The organism is Methylocystis rosea (genome assembly GCF_003855495.1).
In the GTDB taxonomy this organism is placed as follows: domain Bacteria; phylum Pseudomonadota; class Alphaproteobacteria; order Rhizobiales; family Beijerinckiaceae; genus Methylocystis; species Methylocystis rosea_A.
This window is the reverse complement of the sequence record NZ_CP034086.1, coordinates 2,546,753-2,567,437: the sequence shown is the minus strand read 5'-3', so window position 1 is coordinate 2,567,437 and position 20,685 is coordinate 2,546,753. Positions and strand designations below refer to the sequence as shown.

At 63.8% G+C, this 20,685-nt stretch carries 21 protein-coding genes and 1 tRNA gene; 9 read left to right on the top strand and 13 right to left on the bottom strand.

All coding sequences use genetic code 11. The annotated features are described in order from the left end of the window. Positions 1 to 39 precede the first annotated feature (39 nt). Positions 40 to 1,353, bottom strand: coding sequence for a winged helix-turn-helix domain-containing protein (locus EHO51_RS12365; protein WP_124739154.1), 1,314 nt, complete (start codon positions 1,351 to 1,353; stop codon positions 40 to 42). 593 nt (positions 1,354 to 1,946) lie between these two features. On the opposite strand from EHO51_RS12365, the gene EHO51_RS12360 reads away from it, so the two are divergent. Further along, positions 1,947 to 2,294, top strand: a complete 348-nt coding sequence (locus EHO51_RS12360) for a hypothetical protein (RefSeq protein WP_124739153.1) — start codon at positions 1,947 to 1,949, stop codon at positions 2,292 to 2,294. A gap of 30 nt (positions 2,295 to 2,324) precedes the next feature. Continuing rightward, entirely contained in the window at positions 2,325 to 2,900 is a 576-nt protein-coding gene (locus EHO51_RS12355; RefSeq protein ID WP_124739152.1) for an NnrU family protein, read from the top strand. A gap of 18 nt (positions 2,901 to 2,918) precedes the next feature. Here the strand turns inward: EHO51_RS12355 and EHO51_RS12350 are convergent, their stop codons facing one another. Together EHO51_RS12350 and gltX are read right to left on the bottom strand one after the other, a co-directional pair. Further along, a complete protein-coding gene (locus tag EHO51_RS12350) occupies positions 2,919 to 3,311 on the bottom strand; it encodes a DUF1622 domain-containing protein (RefSeq protein ID WP_124739151.1) in 393 nt (130 codons plus the stop codon). Between the two features lie 13 nt (positions 3,312 to 3,324). Continuing rightward, positions 3,325 to 4,677, bottom strand: coding sequence for a glutamate--tRNA ligase (gltX, locus tag EHO51_RS12345; protein WP_124739150.1), 1,353 nt, complete (start codon positions 4,675 to 4,677; stop codon positions 3,325 to 3,327). 244 nt (positions 4,678 to 4,921) lie between these two features. Here gltX and EHO51_RS12335 point away from each other — a divergent pair, with 244 nt between their 5' ends. After that, the gene (locus EHO51_RS12335) at positions 4,922 to 6,064 is read left to right on the top strand and encodes a ceramide glucosyltransferase (RefSeq protein ID WP_029648804.1); all 1,143 of its coding nucleotides are present in this window, start codon (positions 4,922 to 4,924) and stop codon (positions 6,062 to 6,064) included. Between the two features lie 19 nt (positions 6,065 to 6,083). Here the strand turns inward: EHO51_RS12335 and EHO51_RS12330 are convergent, their stop codons facing one another. Beyond that, positions 6,084 to 7,463: a class II 3-deoxy-7-phosphoheptulonate synthase gene (locus EHO51_RS12330; RefSeq protein WP_124739149.1), complete on the bottom strand. Its 1,380-nt coding sequence runs from the start codon at positions 7,461 to 7,463 to the stop codon at positions 6,084 to 6,086. A 192-nt stretch (positions 7,464 to 7,655) separates the two neighbouring features. Between EHO51_RS12330 and EHO51_RS12325 the strand changes: the two genes are divergently transcribed. Continuing rightward, the gene (locus tag EHO51_RS12325) at positions 7,656 to 8,873 is read left to right on the top strand and encodes an acyltransferase family protein (protein ID WP_124739148.1); all 1,218 of its coding nucleotides are present in this window, start codon (positions 7,656 to 7,658) and stop codon (positions 8,871 to 8,873) included. Between the two features lie 98 nt (positions 8,874 to 8,971). Here EHO51_RS12325 and gor read toward each other — a convergent pair whose 3' ends face one another. From gor to EHO51_RS12310, 3 genes are read right to left on the bottom strand one after another with little or no spacing between them, the layout of a single operon-like run. Continuing rightward, positions 8,972 to 10,345, bottom strand: a complete 1,374-nt coding sequence (gene gor / locus EHO51_RS12320; RefSeq protein ID WP_124739147.1) for a glutathione-disulfide reductase — start codon at positions 10,343 to 10,345, stop codon at positions 8,972 to 8,974. Continuing rightward, positions 10,342 to 11,064, bottom strand: coding sequence for a ribose-5-phosphate isomerase RpiA (gene rpiA / locus EHO51_RS12315; protein ID WP_245434577.1), 723 nt, complete (start codon positions 11,062 to 11,064; stop codon positions 10,342 to 10,344). The genes gor and rpiA overlap by 4 nt, the downstream gene beginning before the upstream one ends. 29 nt (positions 11,065 to 11,093) lie before the next feature. Beyond that, a complete protein-coding gene (locus EHO51_RS12310; protein ID WP_124739145.1) occupies positions 11,094 to 11,492 on the bottom strand; it encodes a hypothetical protein in 399 nt (132 codons plus the stop codon). Between the two features lie 130 nt (positions 11,493 to 11,622). Between EHO51_RS12310 and EHO51_RS12305 the strand changes: the two genes are divergently transcribed. The 3 genes from EHO51_RS12305 (at position 11,623) to EHO51_RS12295 (ending at position 13,172) form a co-directional block, all read left to right on the top strand. After that, on the top strand, positions 11,623 to 12,327 hold the full coding sequence (locus EHO51_RS12305; RefSeq protein ID WP_124739144.1) for an HAD family hydrolase: 705 nt from the start codon (positions 11,623 to 11,625) through the stop codon (positions 12,325 to 12,327). Between the two features lie 62 nt (positions 12,328 to 12,389). Next, complete coding sequence (locus EHO51_RS12300; protein WP_029648798.1) at positions 12,390 to 12,941, top strand: HD domain-containing protein; 552 nt, start codon at positions 12,390 to 12,392, stop codon at positions 12,939 to 12,941. A 156-nt stretch (positions 12,942 to 13,097) separates the two neighbouring features. Beyond that, positions 13,098 to 13,172, top strand: a tRNA-Val gene (locus EHO51_RS12295). 62 nt (positions 13,173 to 13,234) lie between these two features. On the opposite strand, the gene EHO51_RS12290 is transcribed toward EHO51_RS12295, so the two are convergent. Then, the gene (locus EHO51_RS12290) at positions 13,235 to 13,486 is read right to left on the bottom strand and encodes a CsbD family protein (protein ID WP_124739143.1); all 252 of its coding nucleotides are present in this window, start codon (positions 13,484 to 13,486) and stop codon (positions 13,235 to 13,237) included. 138 nt (positions 13,487 to 13,624) lie between these two features. On the opposite strand from EHO51_RS12290, the gene EHO51_RS12285 reads away from it, so the two are divergent. Next, positions 13,625 to 14,137: a DUF1643 domain-containing protein gene (locus EHO51_RS12285; protein WP_124739142.1), complete on the top strand. Its 513-nt coding sequence runs from the start codon at positions 13,625 to 13,627 to the stop codon at positions 14,135 to 14,137. Between the two features lie 37 nt (positions 14,138 to 14,174). Here EHO51_RS12285 and EHO51_RS12280 read toward each other — a convergent pair whose 3' ends face one another. Genes EHO51_RS12280 through EHO51_RS12270 form a run of 3 tightly spaced genes read right to left on the bottom strand, consistent with a single transcriptional unit; the run spans position 14,175 to position 17,586 of the window. Continuing rightward, the gene (locus tag EHO51_RS12280) at positions 14,175 to 14,498 is read right to left on the bottom strand and encodes a hypothetical protein (protein WP_124739141.1); all 324 of its coding nucleotides are present in this window, start codon (positions 14,496 to 14,498) and stop codon (positions 14,175 to 14,177) included. Next, complete coding sequence (gene ctaD, locus EHO51_RS12275) at positions 14,495 to 16,978, bottom strand: cytochrome c oxidase subunit I (RefSeq protein WP_124739140.1); 2,484 nt, start codon at positions 16,976 to 16,978, stop codon at positions 14,495 to 14,497. Before ctaD ends, EHO51_RS12280 begins: the two co-directional genes overlap by 4 nt. Continuing rightward, complete coding sequence (locus EHO51_RS12270) at positions 16,975 to 17,586, bottom strand: cytochrome c oxidase subunit II (RefSeq protein ID WP_348629938.1); 612 nt, start codon at positions 17,584 to 17,586, stop codon at positions 16,975 to 16,977. The genes ctaD and EHO51_RS12270 overlap by 4 nt, the downstream gene beginning before the upstream one ends. A 75-nt stretch (positions 17,587 to 17,661) precedes the next feature. On the opposite strand from EHO51_RS12270, the gene EHO51_RS12265 reads away from it, so the two are divergent. Next, positions 17,662 to 18,174 carry a DUF2231 domain-containing protein gene (locus tag EHO51_RS12265; protein WP_124739138.1) on the top strand — a complete coding sequence of 171 codons (513 nt, stop codon included), beginning with the start codon at positions 17,662 to 17,664 and terminating at the stop codon, positions 18,172 to 18,174. On the opposite strand, the gene EHO51_RS12260 is transcribed toward EHO51_RS12265, so the two are convergent. Further along, positions 18,144 to 18,653 (bottom strand): CopD family protein, encoded by a 510-nt coding sequence (locus EHO51_RS12260; protein WP_245434880.1) that lies wholly within the window; start codon positions 18,651 to 18,653, stop codon positions 18,144 to 18,146. The genes EHO51_RS12265 and EHO51_RS12260 overlap by 31 nt on opposite strands. A gap of 292 nt (positions 18,654 to 18,945) precedes the next feature. Then, a complete protein-coding gene (locus EHO51_RS12255) occupies positions 18,946 to 20,562 on the bottom strand; it encodes an MFS transporter (RefSeq protein ID WP_245434576.1) in 1,617 nt (538 codons plus the stop codon). Positions 20,563 to 20,685 lie beyond the last annotated feature (123 nt).

Genomic DNA, 20,685 nt, shown 5'->3' with positions numbered 1-20,685 from the left:
AATGCTGTGCAGCGCCAATAAGCGCTGAGGCGGGCAATTTCAACCGGCGGGGCGCGCCTCGGCCTGCAGCGGGCGGCCAAATCCGTCGAACGCGCCACGCAAGGCGACGAAGCGCGGATCGACGCGTGCGAAGGAGCTCCAGGGACAGCCTTCGGAAAGGCCGCGCCGAATCGCTTCGAGCGCCTCGGCGCGCTTTCCCAGAGCGAAAAACGCCGCGCCGAGAAAGCAGGGCGGCGCATAGAGCTCGGCGTCTTCGACGAGCTTGCCGATGAGCGCCTGCACTTCCTCGGCGCGGCCGGCGCGGGCGAGCGCATAGGCGAGCACGGTCAATTGGAAGGGATCGTCTGGGCTCGAGGCGACGGCGCGGCGCGCCGTGCTCACCGCCTGTTCGTGAACGCCCTGAAGGCTATAGGCGATGGACATCACGAGATGCAGAGTCGCCGCGTCGGGCCTTACATCGAGTCCGTCGCGCGCATAGCGTCGCGCCCGCTCGAGGTCGCCGGCGCAGAGAAGGAGCCATGCGCGCAACGACAGCAACGCCTGATCGTGCGGCGAGTTGACGAGTCCCTCTTCGCAATCGGCGAGACCCTCGTCGAGACGATCGGCCGCCGCGAGCAGCCAGCTGCGGTAGGCGCGCGCCTTGCCGTAAAGCGGGTCATCGGCGACCGCCTGATCGAGGAGCGCGAGGCCCTCGGAAAGCTTGCCCCTCAGCGCGCCGCGGGCCCAGCCGAGAACGGCCAGCGCCGGCGTATGATCGCGCAGGACGCCGAGCGCCCGGCCGGCGAAGTCCTCGATCATCGCCGCCGCCTGGGCGGGACGAAGAAACCCTCGCACGACTCGGCCCGCGGCGATGTCGGCGGCGAGCGACCAGACCGCGGGGTTGCCGGGGTCGATCTGGGCGGCGGATGCAATCGCTTCCTGCGCGCGGGCGAAGCCCTCTCGCGTGCGGTCGCCGGCAAGCTCATAGGCGGTCTGCCAGAGATCGAGAATATGCGGCTCGCTCAGCGGCGCGAGACGGAGCGTTTGCGCCGCGCCCTCGTCGATGGTTTCGACCGTTCCGCGGAGCAACAGCCCGCGGCCGTAGGCGGTGGCGATCAGCTCCTCGCCGCCGGCCTCGCGCAGCGGCTTCCGCAAAAGATAGGCGCAGCGGTCGATCGAATCGTCGGAAGCGGCGCGATCCGGCCACAGGCGCGCGGCGATTTCGGCCTTGGTGAGCAGGACGCCAGGCGACTCCAGAAGCATTTCAAGGAGTTGACGCGCCTGCGGACCCAGATGAATGCGCTTGCCGTCGCGCTGCAGTCCGCCCTGCGCGCTGTAACTAAATCCTGAAAATCGCTTAACCAATTCGCCCATGGCAGCCCCCAACCGGCCGCGATGATGGCAAGACAGCGCGGCTTCGGCAAGAGGCAGAATAAGGTTAAGTCTTCAAAATTGCATAGTTTTTTGAAATCAGGCCGTTCCGAGGGGCTCCCTAAAATAAAAAACGCCGGACGTACCTCCGGCCCGGCGTTTGAGCCTTCCTTAATACGCAGCACGCTCGGAAAGGCTCGGCGCAGTCTATGCGCGTCCAAATTGACGGCCGCATGACGCTGCGCCGCACATGGCAGGTGTGGAAAAGTTGACGGACTTTTTCGATTACAACGCGATCAACATTTTAATTGTGAGCGATTCCTTGTTGATCACAAGATTGCATGTGATCGGCTCTGGTCATCCTTTCCCCGAACGAAAAGCACGAGAGCGAGAAAGCCAGCGGCGCGCAGGCGAGCGCCGCCGTCATCAGCAAGCAAATGACGCTGAGTGGCTTCGACATGCTTCAAGGTTGGATGACGCTGCCCTGAAACTCAGCTTGCGCGTCATCCCTTCGTCGAATAGCGGTTCGGTGCGTCGCCCACGCGCGTGCGATAGGCTGTCCCAGGACAGGAAAGAACCCGGCAGGAACGAAAAAGATGCGCCCGGTGTCGAAATTCCTCATTGTCGCGCTGCTTCCGCTTCCGGGTGCTTGGGCGCGGGCGGCGGATCTCAACGACTATCCGACCGCCGCGCGCGCCGATTACGTCTTCGGCTGCATGAAGGCGAACGGCGATACGCGCCTCTCCTTGGAACAGTGCTCTTGCTCCATAGACGTCATCGCGACCATTCTGCCTTATGAGCGGTATGTCACGGCCGAGACCGTCGCGAGCGTCAATCAGCAGGCGGGGCAGGTCGGCGCGCTGATGCGCAATACAGATGCGGCGCGCGATGCGCTCCAGGAATTGCGCCGCGCCCAGGCCGAGGCGCAGGTGCGGTGTTTTTAGAAGCCAATCGATGCAAGAGCTGGAGAACCCATGCTTATTCTCATTCTCGGAATCGTGATTTTTCTCGGGGTCCATACGCTTACGGCGTTTCGCGAGACGCGCGCCAGTCTGATCGAACGCTACGGCCTTCAAACCTATAAGGCCGCCTACGGGATCGTCGCCGCCATCGGTCTCGGGCTGATCGTCTATGGCTTCATTCGGTATCGCGCGGAGGGCCTGATCTATGTCTGGACGCCGCCGTCATGGGGACGCCATCTCGCCATGCCGCTCGTCTGGTTCGCCTTCGTCGCGATCGCGAGCCGTCGCGCGCCGCCGGGCCGCATTCGCGGCGCGCTGCGCCATCCGACGCTCGTCGCGATAAAGAGCTGGGCGCTTGCGCATCTGCTCGTCAACGGCGATCTCGGCGGCATGATCCTGTTCGGGTCTTTTCTCGCCTGGGGCGTCTTCGACCGCATCGCGGTGAAGAAGCGCGGGGACGGGGGCGCGCCGCGGATTTCGCAGTTCACGCGCGGCGACGCGATCGCGCTGGGCGTCGGAACGGCGCTGTTCCTCATCGTGCTCTATCTGCATCCCTGGCTGTTCGGCGTTTCGGTGCTGCCGGCGTGAGCAACGCTCGACTTAATCCTATGACGGCGCCGATTCGTCTTCGCTTGGCGCCGCCGTCTCCAGGCTTCGGCCCTGCCAAGGCCAGCGGCCTTCAAGCTCCGCCTCCATCGTAAAGCTCATCCCCGTGCGGATCATCACGATCAGGCCGAGCACGAAGACGTTTTCGAGGCTTGGATGTTCGACGGAGACGGTCCGGATGATGTCGCCGCCGACGAGGAACTCTAACCCGAGCAGGATCGAGCGGCCGACATTCTTTCGGTAGCCGCGATAGGTGAGGGGATGCGCCCTCCAGGGCGTCAGAAAAGCGAGCGTCGACAGGACCGCGCCAATGACGATGATCAGCACGCCGACGACGTCGAGCGCCAGACCGGCGAAGTTGATGATCTCGTGGATGCTGGCGAGATAGGACACTAGCGCTTCGCTCTCATGCGCCGGCGCCCACGAGCCGCGTGAGCGCCTTGGCGTGGCCGATGAGCGGCAGCAGCGCGGCGAGCTCCGGCCCGCTCTCGGCGCCGGTCAGCGCTAGCCGCAGCGGATGAAAAAGCGCCTTGCCCTTCCTGCCGGTCGCCGTCTTGATGTCGCTCGTCCAGGCCGCCCATGTGGTCTCGTCCCAAGGCTCCGGCGGCAAAAGCTGCGCCGCGTCTTTTAGGAATGACTCGTCCTCGCGGATCGGTTCGATCTCGGCGTCCACGACGCGCCACCATGTCAGAATATCGTCGAAACGCGCAAGATTGCCGCGCGCCGCGCGCCATAGAGGCTCCGCCTTGCGGCCGACGATCGTCAGGGCTTCGAGCCGCTCGCGCACGTCATCATATTCGTAAAGCGCGAGAGTGCGATGCGTCAGAGTTTCAAGATCGGCGGGGTCGAAACGCGCCGGATTGCGCGAGACATGCGACAGATTGAACCTCTGTGCGAGTTCGCCGAGCGAGCGCACGGCGTGGACATTGTCGGAGGAGCCGGTCAGCGTCGCCAGCGCGGCGACGGCGAGGGGCTCATAGCCGTCTTCGCGCAGCGAGGCGATGGAGAGCGATCCGGTTCGCTTCGACAGAGCCTCGCCGCCCGCGCCGATGAGAAGATTGTGATGTGCGAAAATCGGCGTCGGCGCATGCGGCGCGAGCGCTCGCATGAGCTGCAACTGCACGGCCGTATTGGTGACGTGGTCTTCGCCGCGAATAACATGGGTGATCCCCATGTCGATGTCGTCGACGACCGAGGGCAGCGTGTAAAGAAAACTGCCGTCCTCGCGGATCAGAACCGGGTCCGACAGCGCCGAACAGTCGATATGCGCCGGACCGCGCACCAGATCATTCCATTCGGCGACGCCCGGCTCGAGCATGAATCGCCAGTGCGGCTGTCGGCCTTCGGCTTCGAGCGCGGCGCGATCAGATGCGGAGAGGCGCAGCGCCGCGCGATCGTAAACTGGCGGCAGCCCGCGCGCCTGCTGCATTTTGCGGCGCTTGTCCAACTCTTCCTGGGTTTCATAGCAAGGGTAGAGGCGGCCGGATCGCCGCAAGCGATCGGCGGCGTCCTCATAGAGCGCGACGCGCTCCGACTGGCGGAAAACCTCATGTGGAACGACGCCCAGCCAGGCGAGATCAATCTCGATTCCACGCGCGAATTCCTCGCTGGATCTAGCAAAATCAGTGTCATCGAACCGTAGCGCGAATCGTCCAAGGTTGGCGGCGGCGAACAGAAAATTGAATAGCGCGACGCGCGCATTGCCGATGTGAATGCGGCCGGTCGGCGAAGGCGCGAAACGAACGATCGGAGAGGTCATGAGGAAGCTTCGTCAGGAGTTTCAACAGGGAATTCGGCAGCAGAGCTTCCAGCAGGGATTTTCAACAGCCGCGCGTCGGGAGAAGATTCTCGCGCCACCATCCTTTTGCCAAGACCCCGCGTCTTTGTCAGGCGGAATTTCAAATTGGCCGCGCCCCGGCGTCGCGCGCCGGAAGCCGAGCCACTCCGCTGGCGTTCGGCGTTCAGATTCTCTGCGTTACGACTCTTAAGAAAAAGCGCCGTTCATGATCCTGGCCTATATCTGCGCCGGCTGGTGCGCCGTCATTCTCATCCTCAATTTCACAAGCGTGGCCCTGATGTCCCGAAAATGTCGGGCGCGGGCGCGGACTCTGCCTCCCCCCGACAATGCGCCGCCGGTGAGCATCGTGCGGCCCTTGCGCGGGCTGGAGCCCTTCAGCGAGGAGACGCTCGGCGCGACCTTCAACCTCGACTACCCCGACTATGAGATCGTCTTCTGCGTGCAGTCGCCGAGCGATCCGGTCATTCCGCTGGTCGAGCGGCTGATCGCGGCGCATCCCGAGCGCGAGGCGCGGCTGCTCGTCGGCGACGATTATGTCAGCGCCAATCCCAAGCTCAATAATTGCGTCAAAGGCTGGGATGCGGCGCGCCATCATCACGTGATCCTCGCAGACTCCAACGCGCTGCCGCCGCGCGACTATATCCAGACGATGCTCGCCGCGTTCCGCGACAATACGGCGATGAGCGTCTCGATGCCGATCGGCTCGCGGCCGAAAGGCTTCTGGGCGATGGTCGAATGCGCGATCCTCAATACATTCCAGGCGCGCTGGCAATATGGCGCCGAGGCGATCGGGGCCGCCTTCGCTCAGGGCAAGAACATGATGTGGCGGCGCGACGTGCTCGACAGAGCTGGCGGCATTCGTGCGCTGGCGAGCGAAATCGCCGAGGACGCCGCCTCGACCAAAGTCATCCGCGCTCAAGGCATGGATGTGCGCCTCGTCGACATGCCTTTCGAACAGCCGCTCGGCCAACGCACCGCCCGTGAAGTCTATTCACGGCATGTGCGCTGGGCGCGGCTGCGGCGCGCGACCTTCCCCGCGCATTACGCCCCCGAATTCATGAACGGCAGTTTTGCGGCGATCGTGCTCGGCGCCTACGCCGCCGTTCAGCTCGACGGCGGGATTTCGACGGTGGCGCTGGTCACGACGCTCATCGTCTTTTCGCTGCATGGCGGCGAGATCTGGCTGGCGCGCGTCTGCGGCTTCCCGCTCGACTGGCGCACGCCCTTCGCGCTCATCGTGCGCGACCTGATGCTGCCGGTGATGTTCATCGACGCGCTGCTTTACGACGATTTCGTCTGGCACGGCGCCGAGATGACGGTGCGCGAGGCGGAAGAGACGACGGGCTAGCCAGCCCTCGCGTCTTGCCTCACTCCGCCGCGTGCTGCTCCTGCACGCCGCGGGCGACGCGCTCCGCCTTCAACAGCTCGGCCACCAAGAAGGCGACTTCGATCGCCTGTTCGGCGTTGAGGCGCGGATCGCAATAGGTGTGATAGCGGTCGCGCAGATCGCTCTCTGAAATTGCCCGCGCGCCGCCCATGCATTCGGTGACGTCCTTGCCGGTCATCTCGAGATGGATGCCGCCGGCGTAGGATCCCTCCGCCTGCTGAACGGCGAAGAAGTTGCGGATTTCCGACATGATCCGATCGAACGGCCGCGTCTTGTAGCCGCCGGCGCTGACCGTGTTGCCATGCATCGGATCGCAGGACCAGACGATCTTGCGGCCTTCGCGCGTCACCGCCCGCACCAGCGCTGGCAGCGCATCCTCGATCTTGTCCGCGCCGAAGCGGCAGATCAGCGTGAGCCTGCCGGGCTCGTTCTCGGGATCGAGCGCGTCGATGAGGCGCAGCAGCGCGTCGGGCTTCAAGCTCGGACCGCATTTCAGCCCAAGCGGGTTTTTGACGCCGCGGACGAATTCGATATGGGCGCCGTCTTCCTGGCGGGTGCGGTCGCCGACCCACAGCATATGGCCGGAGGTCGCGTAATAGTCGCCCGTCGTCGAGTCGATGCGAGTCAGCGCCTGTTCGTAGCAGAGCAGCAGCGCCTCATGCGACGTGTAGAAGTCGGTGCCGCGCAATTCCGGATGATGCTCCGGATCGAGACCGATCGCGCGCATGAAGCTTAAGGTCTCGGTGATCTGATCGGCGAGCTTCTGGTAGCGCTCGGACTGCGGGCTGCTTTTGACGAAGCCCAGCATCCAGCGGTGGACGTTTTCGAGATTGGCGAAGCCGCCCGCCGCAAAGGCGCGGATGAGGTTCAGCGTCGCCGCGGATTGCCGATAGGCGAGCAGCTGGCGCTGCGGATCGGGTTCGCGCGCCTGCGGGTTGAACGCGAGGTCGTTGATGATGTCGCCGCGATAGCTCGGCAACTCGAGGTCGCCCTGCTTTTCGAGCGGCGAGGAGCGCGGCTTGGCGAACTGGCCGGCGATGCGCCCGACCTTCACCACCGGCGAGGCGGCGGCGTAGGTCAGCACGACGGCCATCTGCAGGAAGACGCGGAAAAAGTCGCGGATATTGTCCGCCGAATGTTCCGAGAAACTCTCGGCGCAGTCCCCGCCCTGCAGCAGGAACGCCTTGCCGGCGGCGACTTCGGCTAAGTGGCGCTTCAGGTTGCGCGCTTCTCCGGCGAAAACGAGCGGCGGAAAGCCGGCGAGCTGGCGCTCGACATCGGCGAGCGCCGTCTGGTCCTGATAGACCGGCGTCTGCTCGATCGGTAGATTTCTCCAGCTGCTCGGCGACCAACGTTCCACTTCGCAAAACTCCGCAAAATCAGGCCCGATAGGCGCTGGGGTCGTTCTCGCAGCGACGCCAGCGGCGCTTATAGTGGATTATTGCCCTTAATGCGACCCTGCGCTTGGCCGCGCGATTTGGCGAAGCCGGGGGCGACCGGCTATAAAGCCGGGGCGCGAGCGCGGCCGAGAGCGAGGGGGCGAACCGGGGCGATGCCGTTCATTCTGTCGCAATTCATCGAGGCGTCCCGCTGGCTCGGCGCGCTTGTCGTGCTGGCGGTCCACACGAACAATATGTTCACCAACCAGGCGGACATCATGAGCGCGCCGCATGGGCCGCTCGCCTATGTCTGGTGGTTTTACTCGGCCTTCGAGCTGGGGCATCAGGCGGTGCTCGCCTTCTTCGTGATGTCGGGCTATCTCGTCGGCGGCGCGGTGCTGGCGCATATGCGCAAGAACCAAGGCTTCCTGCGCGAATATTTCATTCATCGCGTGTCGCGAATCTATCTCGTCGTGGGGCCTGCCGTCGCGCTCACGCTCGTTCTCGATTCGCTCGGCAGATGGCTGTTCGCCAGTAGCGGCGTCTACGAATGGCCGCTGTTCAAGGGCCATTTCTCTTCGGTTCTGTTTCTTGCAAGTTTTCTCAATCTGCAAGGCATCGCCTTCGACTATTTCGGCACCAACGGGCCCTTGTGGTCGCTCGCCTGCGAATTCTGGTACTACGTGACCTTTCCGCTGCTGCTGCTGCCCTTCGCGCGCAACTACCCGCTGGCGCTGCGCTTTTTGGGTTTCGCGCTGGGCGCGGCGCTCTTCCTGGCGCTCTCGACGCCGCCGAGCTGGTTCAAATTCGGCTATATTCTCTGGGCCGGCGGCGCCTTCGCCACGCTGCTTGCCCGGCCGATGATCCGGTCGCGCTGGCAGGCGCTTATCCTCTACGCCGCCGTCGTCGCGGTCATCCGGCTGGTCGTGCGCGGCCATCTTCTCGAGGCCCATCCCTGGCTCGCCGATGCTGGCGATCTTCTCGCGTCGGGCCTGTTCGTCAATGTCCTGCTCGCCTTCCGCTATGGGCCGGCCGAAGGCTTTTCATTGCTGCGTCCGAAGTTCCACAAGACGCTCGCCGATTTTTCCTTCTCGCTCTACAGCATCCATATGCCGATCCTGATCTTCGCGCGCGCGGCGGTCGGCAGCACATTGGGGAATGACTGGGCGACGCAGCTGGCCACCCCGCAAAATTATGCCGTGGCTTTCTCGGTGATGGGGGTCGCCATCGTCGCGGGCTATTTCTTCTCCCGAGTCACCGAGGCGAAGACGGGCGCGGCGCGGCGCAAGCTTCGCGCCCTTCTCGACAGATGGGCGCCCGAGCCCGCCGCTCCGGCTCCGGAGCAGCAGCCTGTTGCGGCGCAGCCGCCGCGCCAGCGGATCGAAGCCTAAAGCATTTTCCGCCGAAGTGGATGCCGGTTCGGCGTAGAAAATGCGTCAATTCAAGAAACTGGCGCGCATTCATGAAATCGATGTTTCATGAGTGCGCGCTAAGCCTGAGGCCTCAGCAAACGAGACGGCGCGCGCATCGTCACGAGTTCTTCCGCCATCGTCGGATGCACGGCCATCGTCGCGTCAAAATCGCGCTTCGTCGCGCCCATTCGCAGGGCGACGGCGACGAGCTGCGCCATTTCCCCCGCCTCGGGACCGAATATATGCGCGCCAAGCACGCGCCCGTTTGAGCCGTGGACGATCAGCTTCATATAAACGCGTTCGCCGCGTCCAGAGAGCGTCGCGCGCATGGGGCGAAACTGCGTCTCATAAATATCGAACGCGCCATGCTGCGCGAGCGCCTCGGCCTCGGTCAGACCAACTGTTCCGATTTCAGGCGTGGTGAAGACGGCGCTTGGCGTGCATGCGTAATCGACCGCCGTCGGCGTCGCGCCGAACACGCTGTCGGCGAAGGCTTGCCCTTCGCGAATGGCTACAGGCGTCAGATTGATCCGATCGGTGACGTCGCCGACGGCGTAGACGGATTCAAGGTTCGTGCGCGAATTCTCATCGACCGCAACCGCGCCATTTTCGCGTAAGACCACGCCTGCGGCCTCGAGCCCCATGTCTTGCGTCATCGGCCTGCGCCCGGTCGCGATGAGCAGGCAGTCGACCTCGAGCGGCGCGCCGTCGCTCATCTCGACCGCCAGAACGTCGCCGCTTTTCGTAATGCGCGTCGGCAGGACGCCGGCCCGATGTTCGACGCCAGCCGTCTTGAGCGCTTCGCAAAGACGCGAACGCAGATCGTCGTCGAAGCCGCGTAGCGGCAGATCGGCGCGATAGGCGAGATGCACCTTCGCGCCGAGCCGCGCGAACACGCTGGCGAATTCGACGGCGATATATCCCGCTCCAACGATCAACAGCCTTTGCGGAAACTTCTGCAGATCGAAAATCTCGTTTGACGATATGCCGAATTCGATGCCCGGAATGTGGGGGGCGAGCACCGGCGCGCCGCCGGTGGCGATGAGAATATAGCGGGCGCGGGCGGAGCGGCCGTTGGAAAAACGCACGCCGTTTGGATCGGTGAGCGTCGCGCGCGCGCGGATGAGTTCGACGCCAGAACTCGCGAGCGTTTCAGCGTAAAGGTCTGAAAGGCGCGTGATCTCCTTTTCCTTGGCGGCGACGAGGGCCGGCCAATCAAAAGACACATCGCCGACGCGCCAGCCGAAACCGGCGGCGTCCTGGAAATCATCGTGGAAGCGGCTCGCGAGCACGTAGAGCTTTTTGGGAACGCAGCCGCGTATGACGCAGGTGCCGCCGACGCGAAATTCCTCGGCGACCGCGACTTTCGCGCCATGGCTTGCGGCGACGCGCGCCGCACGGACGCCGCCGGATCCGGCGCCGACGACGATAAGGTCATAGTCGAAAGTCATAAGGGGTCGCCCGATATGTTTCCCAGGATGCGCACGCCTTCGGCGCCGGCGATGAAGATCGCCGTTGCGAGTCCGATGAACAGTCCGTGATCCACGACTCCGGGAATCGCCGAAAGCCGCGCGGCGAGGACGTCAGCGTCGTCGATGGCGCCGAACGCGCAGTCAACGATGTAATGGCCGCCGTCGGTGATGAAGCGCTCGCCAGGCTCCGCTTCGCGCATCGTCAGCGGGCCGATGAGTCCCAGGCCGCGCGCGACCCGTTCGATATGCAGCATGGTGGAGCGCGCGCCGAATCGATCGATTTCGACGGGCAGGGGGAAGGCGCCGAGCGTGCGCACCTCCTTCGTCGCGTCGGCGATGACGAACATGCGCGTCGAGGCGGCGGCGACGATCTTCTCGCGCAGCAGCGCGCCGCCGCCGCCTTTGATCAGGCGAAGCGCCGCGTCGAATTCGTCAGCGCCGTCGACGGTGAGATCGAGTTGCGGGGTCTCGTCGAGGGTGGAGAGCGGTATCCCGAGGCTTTCGGCCTGCGCGCGGGTGCGCTCGGAGGTCGGCACGCAAACGACCTCCAGCCCCTGTTTGACGCGGGCGCCGAGAAGATCGACGAAATGCGCCGCCGTCGATCCCGTGCCGAGCCCCAACTGCATGCCATGCGTGACGGACTCGAGCGCCGCTTGCGCGGCGGCGCGCTTCATGGCCTCGGCGGAAAAAGCGCTCATGCGGACATTCGCTTCGCTTCGTCGCTCGCTCATTTGGCCGGCGGCGTGCAGACCACCGACGTTTCGTTCAGCACGAAGCAGATCGACATTATGCCGGAACGCAGATCGACGCGGAATACGCCGCCTTCGCCGGTATGGCGCGAAGCCACCAGCGCATATTCGCTGAATACGCCGGCGCGCGCGCCTTCGCCAGGCGGATAGCACAGCGTGACGCCGATCGCCGCGCCTTCCTTCAGGCCGTATTGGCAGGCGCCGACCTCGCCATTGGAGCGGTCCAAGCGAAACACGCGATTGAGATCCGTCTGCGGCGCCGCCAGAAATTCGTAATTTCCGGCCGCCGCCATCGACGCCCCGGAAAGGGCGAAGACAAGCGCGCCGGCCGTCAAAGCTGCACGTCGGCGCGTATGGAAATGGCGCGTTCCACGCATATTTGCGCTCCCTGTCCCGAATCGGTCGGCGCAGTCTACACGCAGAGCCCTCGCGTGCGGAGGCGGCAAAATTCGCCTATCGGATCAACGGCGCTTGATCCCGGGGGGCGGCGCGGCTACCCCCTGCGTTATGACAGCCCGCTCCCCTGTTCTCGTTTTCGATCTCGACGGCACATTGGCCGACACCGCCTATGATCTCATCGGCACGCTCAATGTGCTGCTCATGCGCGAGGGACTGACGCCGCTCGCTCTCGAGGCCGGACGGCCGCTTGTCGGCGCCGGCGCGCGGGCGTTGATCGAGCGCGGCTTCGCCCATCAGGGCGCATCGCTCGATCCGGCGCGCGCCGAGGGGCTGGTGCGCGACTTCCTGGTTTATTACGAGGCGCACATCGCCGACGAAAGCCGGCTGTTCCCCGGCGCCCTTGCGGCGCTCGATCGGTTCAAGGCGGCCGGCTTTCGCCTCGCCGTCTGCACCAATAAGCCTGAAGAACTGGCGCGGCTGCTGTTGCAAAAACTCTCGGCGGCGGACCGCTTCGCGGCGATCTGCGGCCGCGGCAGCTTTCCGATGCACAAGCCCGATCCGCGCACGCTGTGGTTGACGGTCGAGGCGGCGGACGGCGACCCCAGGCGCGCGGTGATGGTCGGGGATTCCAAGACCGACATCGACACCGCCCGCGCCGCCGGAACGCCGTCGGTGGCGGTCGATTTCGGCTATACCGACACGCCGGTCGCTGCGCTTTCGCCCGATCGCGTGATTTCGCATTTCGACGAGCTGTGGGACGCGGTGGCGTCGCTGGACGAGGCGCTGTTCCACCGCGCGATTGAGGCGTCTTGATCTTTTGAGCCCCGCTTCGCCGTCGAGGCTGGCGCCGCGCACGTTCCGGAAGGGATCGCAATATGGAGAAAATGCATTTCACGCGGATGGACCAGGGCACCGACGAAGATTTTCAGATCCTCAAACAGGTTCACGAGCACACGCTCAAGGAACTGCCGGACCGGCTCTTTGGACTGCTGAGCGATCTCGGCAAGGACACGGCCTATAACATCACGCGCCGCGATCATTGTCTGCAATCGGCGACGCGCGCGCTGCGCGACGGCAAGGACGAAGAATATGTGGTCGTCGCTCTGCTGCACGACGCTTGCGAAACGCTTGGACCTTTCAACCACGGCGAGGTGATCGCCGCGATCCTGAAGCCCTTCATCAGCCGCGACAATTACTGGATGCTGGCGCAGCACGGCCTGTTTCAGACCTATTTCTATGCCGCCCACCTTGGCCTCGATCCGAACGCCCGCGACAAATTCCGGTCGGACCCGGCCTATGAGCAGACGATCGAGTTCTGCGCCAAATATGACGAAGTGTCGTTTGATCCCGCTTATAAAAACGAGCCGCTTGCGACCTTCGAGCCGATGGTGCGGCGCGTTCTCTCGAAGGATTGGACCCCGCCGTGAGCGCCGAGGGGCGCGGCGGCGCGGGACGCGGCGGCTCAGCCCAGGCTTGAGCCTCGGCGGAGGGCAGGGCCATCTCCGACGTGGGAGGGCGATCTCCGATCTTGACGGAGGGCGCCGGGCTCTCATACAGGATGAGGATCGATCGCCGATGGCGACGGGCGGCTAGCTCAGCGGGAGAGCACTCCCTTCACACGGGAGGGGTCACAGGTTCAATCCCTGTGCCGCCCACCATTAGGCTCCGCACAGCAAAAACCTCCCCCTCGTAACGAGGGGGAGGTTGCCAGCGGCGTCTCTTATTCGGTAGCCTTGTGAATGGCGTCCTTGGCGTTCTTGGCGACTTCCTTCGCCTTGGTCGCCGCGGCATCAAGCGCATCGGCAATGGCGTCCTTGGCCTCTCCGAGCGCCGTCTGGCCCTTCCCCTTCATTTCCTGCAACACGCCCTCGCCTTCCAGCTCGGGAGAGTCGATCACCTTTCCGGCCGCCTGCTTCGCAGACCCTGCCGTTTCATTCAGGGCGCCTTTGAATTTATCGCTGGTCGAACTCATGAAAACTTCCTCCTTGTGAAGATCGCTACGTGACCATCGCCACGGTCAAGACAAAGGAATAACCGCCGTGCTGCAGATATGTTCCGAACATTTTGCGGTTTATAGTCGCGCTTCGATGCAATGACGAAGGCGGACGCAATGCCTGACGTCTCCGCCGGGGCGCGCGAGATTGAGAGAGCCGCCGTCATCTCAAAGTGCGGCGCCTATCGCTACAGCCTCACGCGCAAATGGAGCGACGCGCCGCTTCTGTCCTTCGTCATGCTCAATCCGTCGACGGCCGATGCGAAAGACGACGATCCGACAATTCGCCGCTGCATCGGCTTTGCGCGGCGCGAAGGCGCCGGCGGACTCATCGTCGCCAATCTTTATGCGCTGCGCTCCCCCTCGCCCGAGGCGCTCTGGTCGGCGCGCGATCCGATCGGCCCGAAGAATCGGCGCACGCTCGTTGGCCTCGCCGCGCAAGCGTTCGCTCAGTCGGCGCCCATCGTCTGCGCCTGGGGGGCGCTGGCCCGACAAGATCAGATCGATGAGGCGCTCCTGATGTTTCAGGTCTCGGGCGCGCGTCTCGCCTGCCTCGGCAGGACGCAGCGCGGCGCGCCGCGCCATCCGCTCTATGTTCGCGCCGACCAGCCGCTGGAGCGTCTTCCGTAAAAGGCCGCGCCGCGCCTGCGCGCTCGGCCTGAAGCCCTCATGCGCAATGTGAAAGCGCCAAGGCCGGAAACAGAGTCCATGCGCCCGCGACGAGAGCCGCGACCGCGAGAATGATGCTGATGTGCGCGACAAAGGGAGAGGCGGAGCGAAAGCGCGGCGAGCGCAGCGCGACGAGAACGGCGACGAGAATCAAAAGCGCGACGAAAAACGCAAGCGTCATGGCGGCTTGGAAGAGCGTCGCGCCATTGATTGGGATGCGATGCCAGCCTGCCGCGCAGCCCACGCCCTCCAGCCCATAGAGGGCGCTGAACACGGCGAGCCACACGAGCATGGCGATGACGATCCGAGCGACGTCCTTCATGTGAGATAGCTCGAGAACTGCGTCACGACGAGGCTGGTTGTCGCGACGAAGGCCGCATAATCGGTCCAGAGGCGCACAATGTTGACGTTGGATGTTCGGGGGCGCGACGCGCCGCCGCGCAGGGTTCGGTAAGCGAGCGAGCAAATCATGATCGCCGCGATCGCCGCATGAATGAGCGCATAGGCGATCATCACGAAAATCGTCGCGCCATAGGCGTAGTCCGTCAGTTGGCTCGCACGCGCAAACGTCATCGAAAGCGCCGCGATTGTCATTGCGGCGCCGGCGAGCGCGATGAGAAGTCCGCGCCATAGAGACGCGCCGCGCGAAGCGGCGCGCGCCGCGGCGTGGAGGCCAATGGCCGCCGCCGCCGCGCCGATGAGACCGAGAACCAGTTCGAGAACGGAGAGCGAGAGCCATTGCGGCGGCGGCCAATTGGGTCCGACGGTCCAAAGAAAGGCATATCCGAAGAAGAGGGAGCCGTAGAGAACGGCGTCGGCGCCAAGCAGGAAGGCCGATCCCCACCAGCCGGGAGACCGATCAGTCTCGATGGCCTGGGGCAGAAGCGTCGCGCGCCCGACATTCTGAAGTCCAGGATAGGCAGCCGCGTTTTGCGACCAGCCCCAGCGCAGCGACAGGCCGACGACGAACAGCAAGGCCAATGGGATGGCCCAATAGACTCGTATCAAAGCACCGAGAAAGGCCGCTCCGGTGGCCGCCGCGAGCGCGATAGGCAGCGTCGAATTGCTTGGGAAAATGACCAGAGCTTCAGGCCTGCCGCTCGCCGCGTCGACGGTCAACGTCTCGCGCAACTCTCCGCGCGGCTCGCCCAGAAAATATTCGCCGCGGGCGATTTTGTTCGCGAGTTCCGGGTCCCTCGCCAGCGGCTCACGATCGCCGACAATCGGTATGCTGGCGAAGTTATACGCGGCGGGCGGCGTCGGCATCGCCCATTCCAGCGTCCCGGCGCCCCAGGGATTGCGAGACCCTCGGATCGCGAGAAGCGCATGCAGCGCAATGTCGAAGACCACCATCGCGACGCCGATCGCCATGACGAAACTGGTGATCGAAGAAAACAGATTGATTGCGGTCCAGCCGGCGTCCTCGGGATACCAGGCGATCCGCCGGCGCTGGCCGAGGAGGCCAACCCAATGCATCGCCAGGAAGGCGCCGTTGAATCCGAGAAAGATGAGCCAAAAGGCCATCTCGCCGATTCGAAAGAAACGCTTGCGGCCGGTGATCTGGGGAAGCCAGTAATACAGCCCTGCGAGCATCGGAAAGACGAATCCGCCAAACAGCACATAATGGAGATGCGCCGTGATGAAAGCCGTGTCATGCGCCTGCCAGTCGAAGGGCACGATAGCCACCATAACCCCCGTCAGGCCGCCAATGACGAAGGTAAAGAAAAAGCCAATGATGTAGAGCATCGGCAGCGTCAGCCGCGGCTGACCCTTCCATAGCGTGCCAAGCCAGGCGAAGATTTGAATCCCCGTGGGAACCGCGACGAGCGTCGAGGCGGCCGAGAAGAACGCCAGTCCCATATGCGGGATGCCTGTCGCGAACATATGGTGCACCCAGAGCCCGAAGCTCAGGAAGGCAAGCGCGACGGCCGCCGCCACGACCCATCGATAACCAAGCAGCGTCGTGCGCGCCATCACCGGGAGGACTGTGGAGATGACGCCGGCGGCGGGCAGGAAGATGATGTAGACCTCGGGATGGCCGAAGAGCCAAAAGAGGTGCTGCCAGAGCAGGGGACTTCCGCCGAGTGCGGATTCGAAAAAGGGAAAGCCGAAAGCGCGTTCCAGTTCGAGCAGAATCGAACCGAGGATCAAGGGCGGAAAGCCCATCAGGATCATCAGCGCGGTGACGAGCGCATACCAGGCGAAGATCGGCATAAGATCCAGCGACATGCCCGGGGCGCGAAACTTCAGGATCGAAACACAAATCTCAACCGCCGCGGCGATGGCTGACACTTCGACGAAGGTGACGCCGATGAGCCAAAAGTCGGCGTTGACGCCGGGCGAATGCGCGCTTGAAGACAACGGCGGATACATGAACCAGCCGCTGTCTGGCGCAAGGCCGGCCAGCATGGCGAAGATCAGCATCGACCCGCCGAACGCGTAGCACCAGAAGCCGTATGCCGAGAGGCGCGGATAGGCGAGGTCGCGCGTACCCAGCAGCTTCGGCAGCAGATACACGGCCGCCCCTTCGAAGAGCGGGATCGCGAAGAGGAACATCATCACTGTTCCATGCATCGTGAAGATCTGATCGTAGATCGCGGGCGCGACGAACGCCGAATGCGGCGTGGCGAGCTGCGTTCGGATCAACATTGCGAGGACGCCGCCGATCAGGAAGAAGAGCGCCGCGACAAGAAGAAACATTCTCCCGATATCGCTGTGATTGACGGTCGAAATGACGCCTCTCCAGCCGGGCTGCGAAGACCAGATGCGACTAAGGGCGCGATGGCGCGCGAGCGCGTTCATTCTGTCGCGCGTCCGAGAAAGGCCGCCCAACCCGCTGGATCATGCGCGATCACGGTGAAGGCGTCGCCGCTGTATCCGGGGCCGCTGAATTCGGCGCCGACTCCGTGATATTCTCCCGGCGCCGCGGCTTCGATCCTCAGCACGTTCACCTGCCCCGGAATGGCGTCGAGCTTGCCGGCGAGCCGAGGGGCCCAGAAACTGTGGATCACGTCCACCGTCGTGATCTCGACGTCGACGGGCCGTCCGGCGGGGATGTGCAGAACGCCTTGCGTGCGCAGTTCGGCGGCGTCAGCATAGCCGAAGCTCCATGACCACTGACGCGCCTCTGCGCGCACCGTCACGACGTTTTCGCTAGCTTTGGGAAGAAGCGTTTCCCCCAGAACCAGCCCGTAGATAAGAAGCGCCGCAAGGATGACGAGCGGGAAGGCGAGGCCGAGGCCATACAGCCAGAAGCGCTCCTGCCGAGGCTCGCTCTGATGAGGGGCAGGCGTTCGGCGATAGGCGATCAGCAGCAAGAGCATCACCAGGGCGAAAATCGCCGCTGATCCCGCCAACATCGTCCACCACAGCGTGGCGATCCGTGCGGCGGCCGGGCCTGCGGGATCCACGGCTGATAGACCTCCGGCGCAACCTGTGACCGCCAGAGGCGTTAAGAGGACGAGACGACGCGCGGAGGAACGCTGGTGGCGAACAAACGAAACGGTGAGCAAAGCGGCTTCATTGATCCGATCAACCAGCTGCCCGAGTTTCACGAAACCGAATCTCGAGTGGCGGTGCTCGGCCATCCGATCCACGCGATGTCCGTCGCTTTTCCGATCGCGCTGACATTCACCCTGCTTGGCGCCGATCTCCTTTACTGGTGGACAGGCGATCCGTTCTGGGCGCGCGCCGGCGTGTGGTCCGCGGGCGGAGGTTTCCTGCTTGGCCTTGTGGCGGGGCTGTCGGGAACCGCGGAATTGTTGCTTGTCGCCGGCATACGCGCCAGGACCGCGGCCTGGTCGCATTTCATTCTTGCCGTATTGCTGCTCGCTCTTCTCGGCGTGAATTGGGGCTACAGGCTGTATGACTACGAAGCCGTCGTGCTGCCCTACGGACTTCTTTTGTCGTTCTTCTGCGTGATCATGGTGTCGGTGACCGGATGGCATGGCGGCAAGCTCGTCTTCGACTATCGGCTGGGCGCCAAAAAGGGGAGCTGACCGCCCTGCGGCTGCGAGAGCCAGTGCGGAAAGCGAAGCTCGCTGAAGTCAGGCTTGTCGAGCACCAGAAACAGGATGGCGAGGATGGGGATGAACGCCGCCACCGGCTGCAGGGCAGGATGCGGCGGCTGGTGAAGACCCTGGGTCTCCTCCATCGATGTGACCGTGTGCCCGACCCAGCCATGGGTGAGGACCAGAGCGCCGACGAAGACGAGCTTCAAGAACATCCATGGCGTGAACGCGTCGCGCAAAAAGACGAGCACGGTCCCTGAGGCCACCGCCAGAACCGCGGCAGGCGTGACGCCAAGCGTATAGGCGAAATGCGTATAGCGCCGAATTCGCGCATAATCCGACTGGCTGATCGACGGGTCGTGGTGCGACAGCATCAGCGGCAGGGCGATAAGGCCTGCGCACCAGAGCGCAAGGGTTAGGACGTGGAACGCCAGGAAATGGGGAACCAGCGGCGCGAGCGGACCCATCACCGAAGGCCGTCCTGAGGTTTCGCGCGGAGGTTGGAGGCGCGCACTGCTCCGATATCCGCGCTGCCGCCCGGAGGAATAATGCATGCAGCCATGCGCGCGGAGAGGACGATCAATGTGCGATGAACCACGGGCGCTTTCGAAGGAAAAATTCAAAACTGTAACGATTGAAGCTGCGCTGTGTTCCCAATCCAGAGCTAATCTTTACGCGAGGCGTGGGCCAAATGCGGCGTGAATGAAGCGAACCGCTGCGTTGAAGCTGAGGATGCGGTTCAATCTTTTGCGCCGGATCTTACGGCTGCTCCATCAGCTCCTCGGCCGTAAGCCGGGTGAGCGTCTGCCGGCGCTTCTTGGACGCATAGCTTGGGGAGGCGAGCCAGATGACTCCCGCCAGCAAGATGAACGTCATCGCGCCGAATAGAAAGGCGTCGTTGAGCGCCAGGATCCCGGCCTGCTGGCGGATGAGCTGCGCCGCCCGGCTGCGCGCGGCATTCGGCGACATGCCCATCGCCTGCATACGCTCGAGGAACGAGGCGAGCAGGTCGAGCGAGGCGAAGCGGCGTCCGCCGAAATGATCGGCGAGCTCGAGCTGATGGAAGGGCGTGCGGCGGAAAAAGAGAACGCCGAGCAGCGTGATGCCCATGGCGCCGAACACCGTGCGCAACATCGCGAGTTCCTCCGCGGCGCGGATCAGTCGTTCGCCGGCGAGTCCGGTCATGGCGAGCGTCGCGAGCGGCGCAAAGAACATCGCAAGAGAGAAGCCGAAGAAGAACATCGGCGTCGTCACATTATCGAAAGAGGCGCTCTTGTCGTAGTGGCCGAGCCACACGAAGGTCACCGCGAGGCCGATGAAATTGAGGAAAATGATGAGTCGCGCATCGACGTTTCTCGTGATCTCATGCACAACGGCGGCGGCGGCCATCGCCAAAAAAATCATGGCCAGATAGACCATGCCGGCCAGAGAAGACGTGTAGCCGAGCAGCACCTGCAGCTGCACGATGAACACCGACAGCAGGCCCTGAATGATCAGAAAGCCGATCAGCGAACAGAATGTCGCGATCGCGAAATTACGGTGCAGAAACAGCCGCAGGTCGAGGGCGGGCCGCCGCTCGCCGAACTCCCAGAAGATGAACATCGGCAAAGCGAGGAGAACGACCAGAAGCAGCCATGCGAGCACGGGCGAGGCGAACCAGTCGAAATCATTGCCCATGTTGAGAATGGTCTGCACGCAGAGCAACACCGTCGCGAGCAGAATGAAACCGATCGTGTCGAAGCGCGTCACGCGGCGCTCAAAGCCGCTCCCATAGAACAGCGCAGCAATGACGCCTGCCGCGGGTAAGGCGACCATCACATTGGAATAAAACAGCCAGCGCCAGTTGAAATATTCGGCCCAGAAGCCGCCCATGAAAACGCCGATGGTGAAGGGCGCCATGCTCATGACGCCCCAAAAGCCGACGCCGAGCGTGCGCTGATCATCCCGATATTGCCCAAGCGTCACGGATTGCGCGAGCGGAAGGGCGACGCCGCCAATAAGGCCGAGCAGAAAGCGCATCGGCGCGAAGAACCAGATCGTCTCGCTCGCTGCGCACATCAGGGAAACGGCGGCGTAGGCCACAAGGGCGCCGACCAGCACGCGATAGGCGCCAAGTCGTCCCGAGAGCCACCGCGATAATGGAAGGCCGAGCGCGATCCCCACCATATGGTCGGTCGTCGCCCATGTGCCATAGCTCGGCGTGACGCCCTCGAGGCTTCCGGCCGCGTAGGGCGCGAGCACCGTATAGCCCGGCACATTCGACAACATAACGACGTTGGCCGCGCCCGCCGCGACGTTGAGCAGCAGGAATCGCCAGCCTTTCATTCGCGCCTGTGTGACCACCGTTACGCTCCAGCCGGGAGCGCGGAGCGCCAAGCCGATCGCAGGTCGCCTGAAGAGCGCAGGTTCATCCGTTTTCTCATTTGCGCGTGCGAGTCATGGCTCAAAAAAGCGCATTTGTCACGAAGCGCATGTGCGCGAATAACGCCGCAATCTTGT

What these genes read in the sequence shown, in the direction of transcription:
- EHO51_RS12310 (WP_124739145.1), bottom strand. Translation starts at nt 11,492, where the DNA reads ATGCGTGGAACGCGCCATTTCCATACGCGCCGACGTGCAGCTTTGACG.
- EHO51_RS12300 (WP_029648798.1), top strand. Translation starts at nt 12,390, where the DNA reads ATGGAGAAAATGCATTTCACGCGGATGGACCAGGGCACCGACGAAGAT.
- EHO51_RS12355 (WP_124739152.1), top strand. Translation starts at nt 2,325, where the DNA reads ATGCTTATTCTCATTCTCGGAATCGTGATTTTTCTCGGGGTCCATACG.
- rpiA (WP_245434577.1), bottom strand. Translation starts at nt 11,064, where the DNA reads ATGAGCGCTTTTTCCGCCGAGGCCATGAAGCGCGCCGCCGCGCAAGCG.
- EHO51_RS12260 (WP_245434880.1), bottom strand. Translation starts at nt 18,653, where the DNA reads ATGGGTCCGCTCGCGCCGCTGGTTCCCCATTTCCTGGCGTTCCACGTC.
- EHO51_RS12360 (WP_124739153.1), top strand. Translation starts at nt 1,947, where the DNA reads ATGCGCCCGGTGTCGAAATTCCTCATTGTCGCGCTGCTTCCGCTTCCG.
- EHO51_RS12305 (WP_124739144.1), top strand. Translation starts at nt 11,623, where the DNA reads ATGACAGCCCGCTCCCCTGTTCTCGTTTTCGATCTCGACGGCACATTG.
- gltX (WP_124739150.1), bottom strand. Translation starts at nt 4,677, where the DNA reads ATGACCTCTCCGATCGTTCGTTTCGCGCCTTCGCCGACCGGCCGCATT.
- EHO51_RS12290 (WP_124739143.1), bottom strand. Translation starts at nt 13,486, where the DNA reads ATGAGTTCGACCAGCGATAAATTCAAAGGCGCCCTGAATGAAACGGCA.
- gor (WP_124739147.1), bottom strand. Translation starts at nt 10,345, where the DNA reads ATGACTTTCGACTATGACCTTATCGTCGTCGGCGCCGGATCCGGCGGC.
- EHO51_RS12280 (WP_124739141.1), bottom strand. Translation starts at nt 14,498, where the DNA reads ATGAAGGACGTCGCTCGGATCGTCATCGCCATGCTCGTGTGGCTCGCC.
- ctaD (WP_124739140.1), bottom strand. Translation starts at nt 16,978, where the DNA reads ATGAACGCGCTCGCGCGCCATCGCGCCCTTAGTCGCATCTGGTCTTCG.
- EHO51_RS12325 (WP_124739148.1), top strand. Translation starts at nt 7,656, where the DNA reads ATGCCGTTCATTCTGTCGCAATTCATCGAGGCGTCCCGCTGGCTCGGC.
- EHO51_RS12365 (WP_124739154.1), bottom strand. Translation starts at nt 1,353, where the DNA reads ATGGGCGAATTGGTTAAGCGATTTTCAGGATTTAGTTACAGCGCGCAG.
- EHO51_RS12335 (WP_029648804.1), top strand. Translation starts at nt 4,922, where the DNA reads ATGATCCTGGCCTATATCTGCGCCGGCTGGTGCGCCGTCATTCTCATC.
- EHO51_RS12285 (WP_124739142.1), top strand. Translation starts at nt 13,625, where the DNA reads ATGCCTGACGTCTCCGCCGGGGCGCGCGAGATTGAGAGAGCCGCCGTC.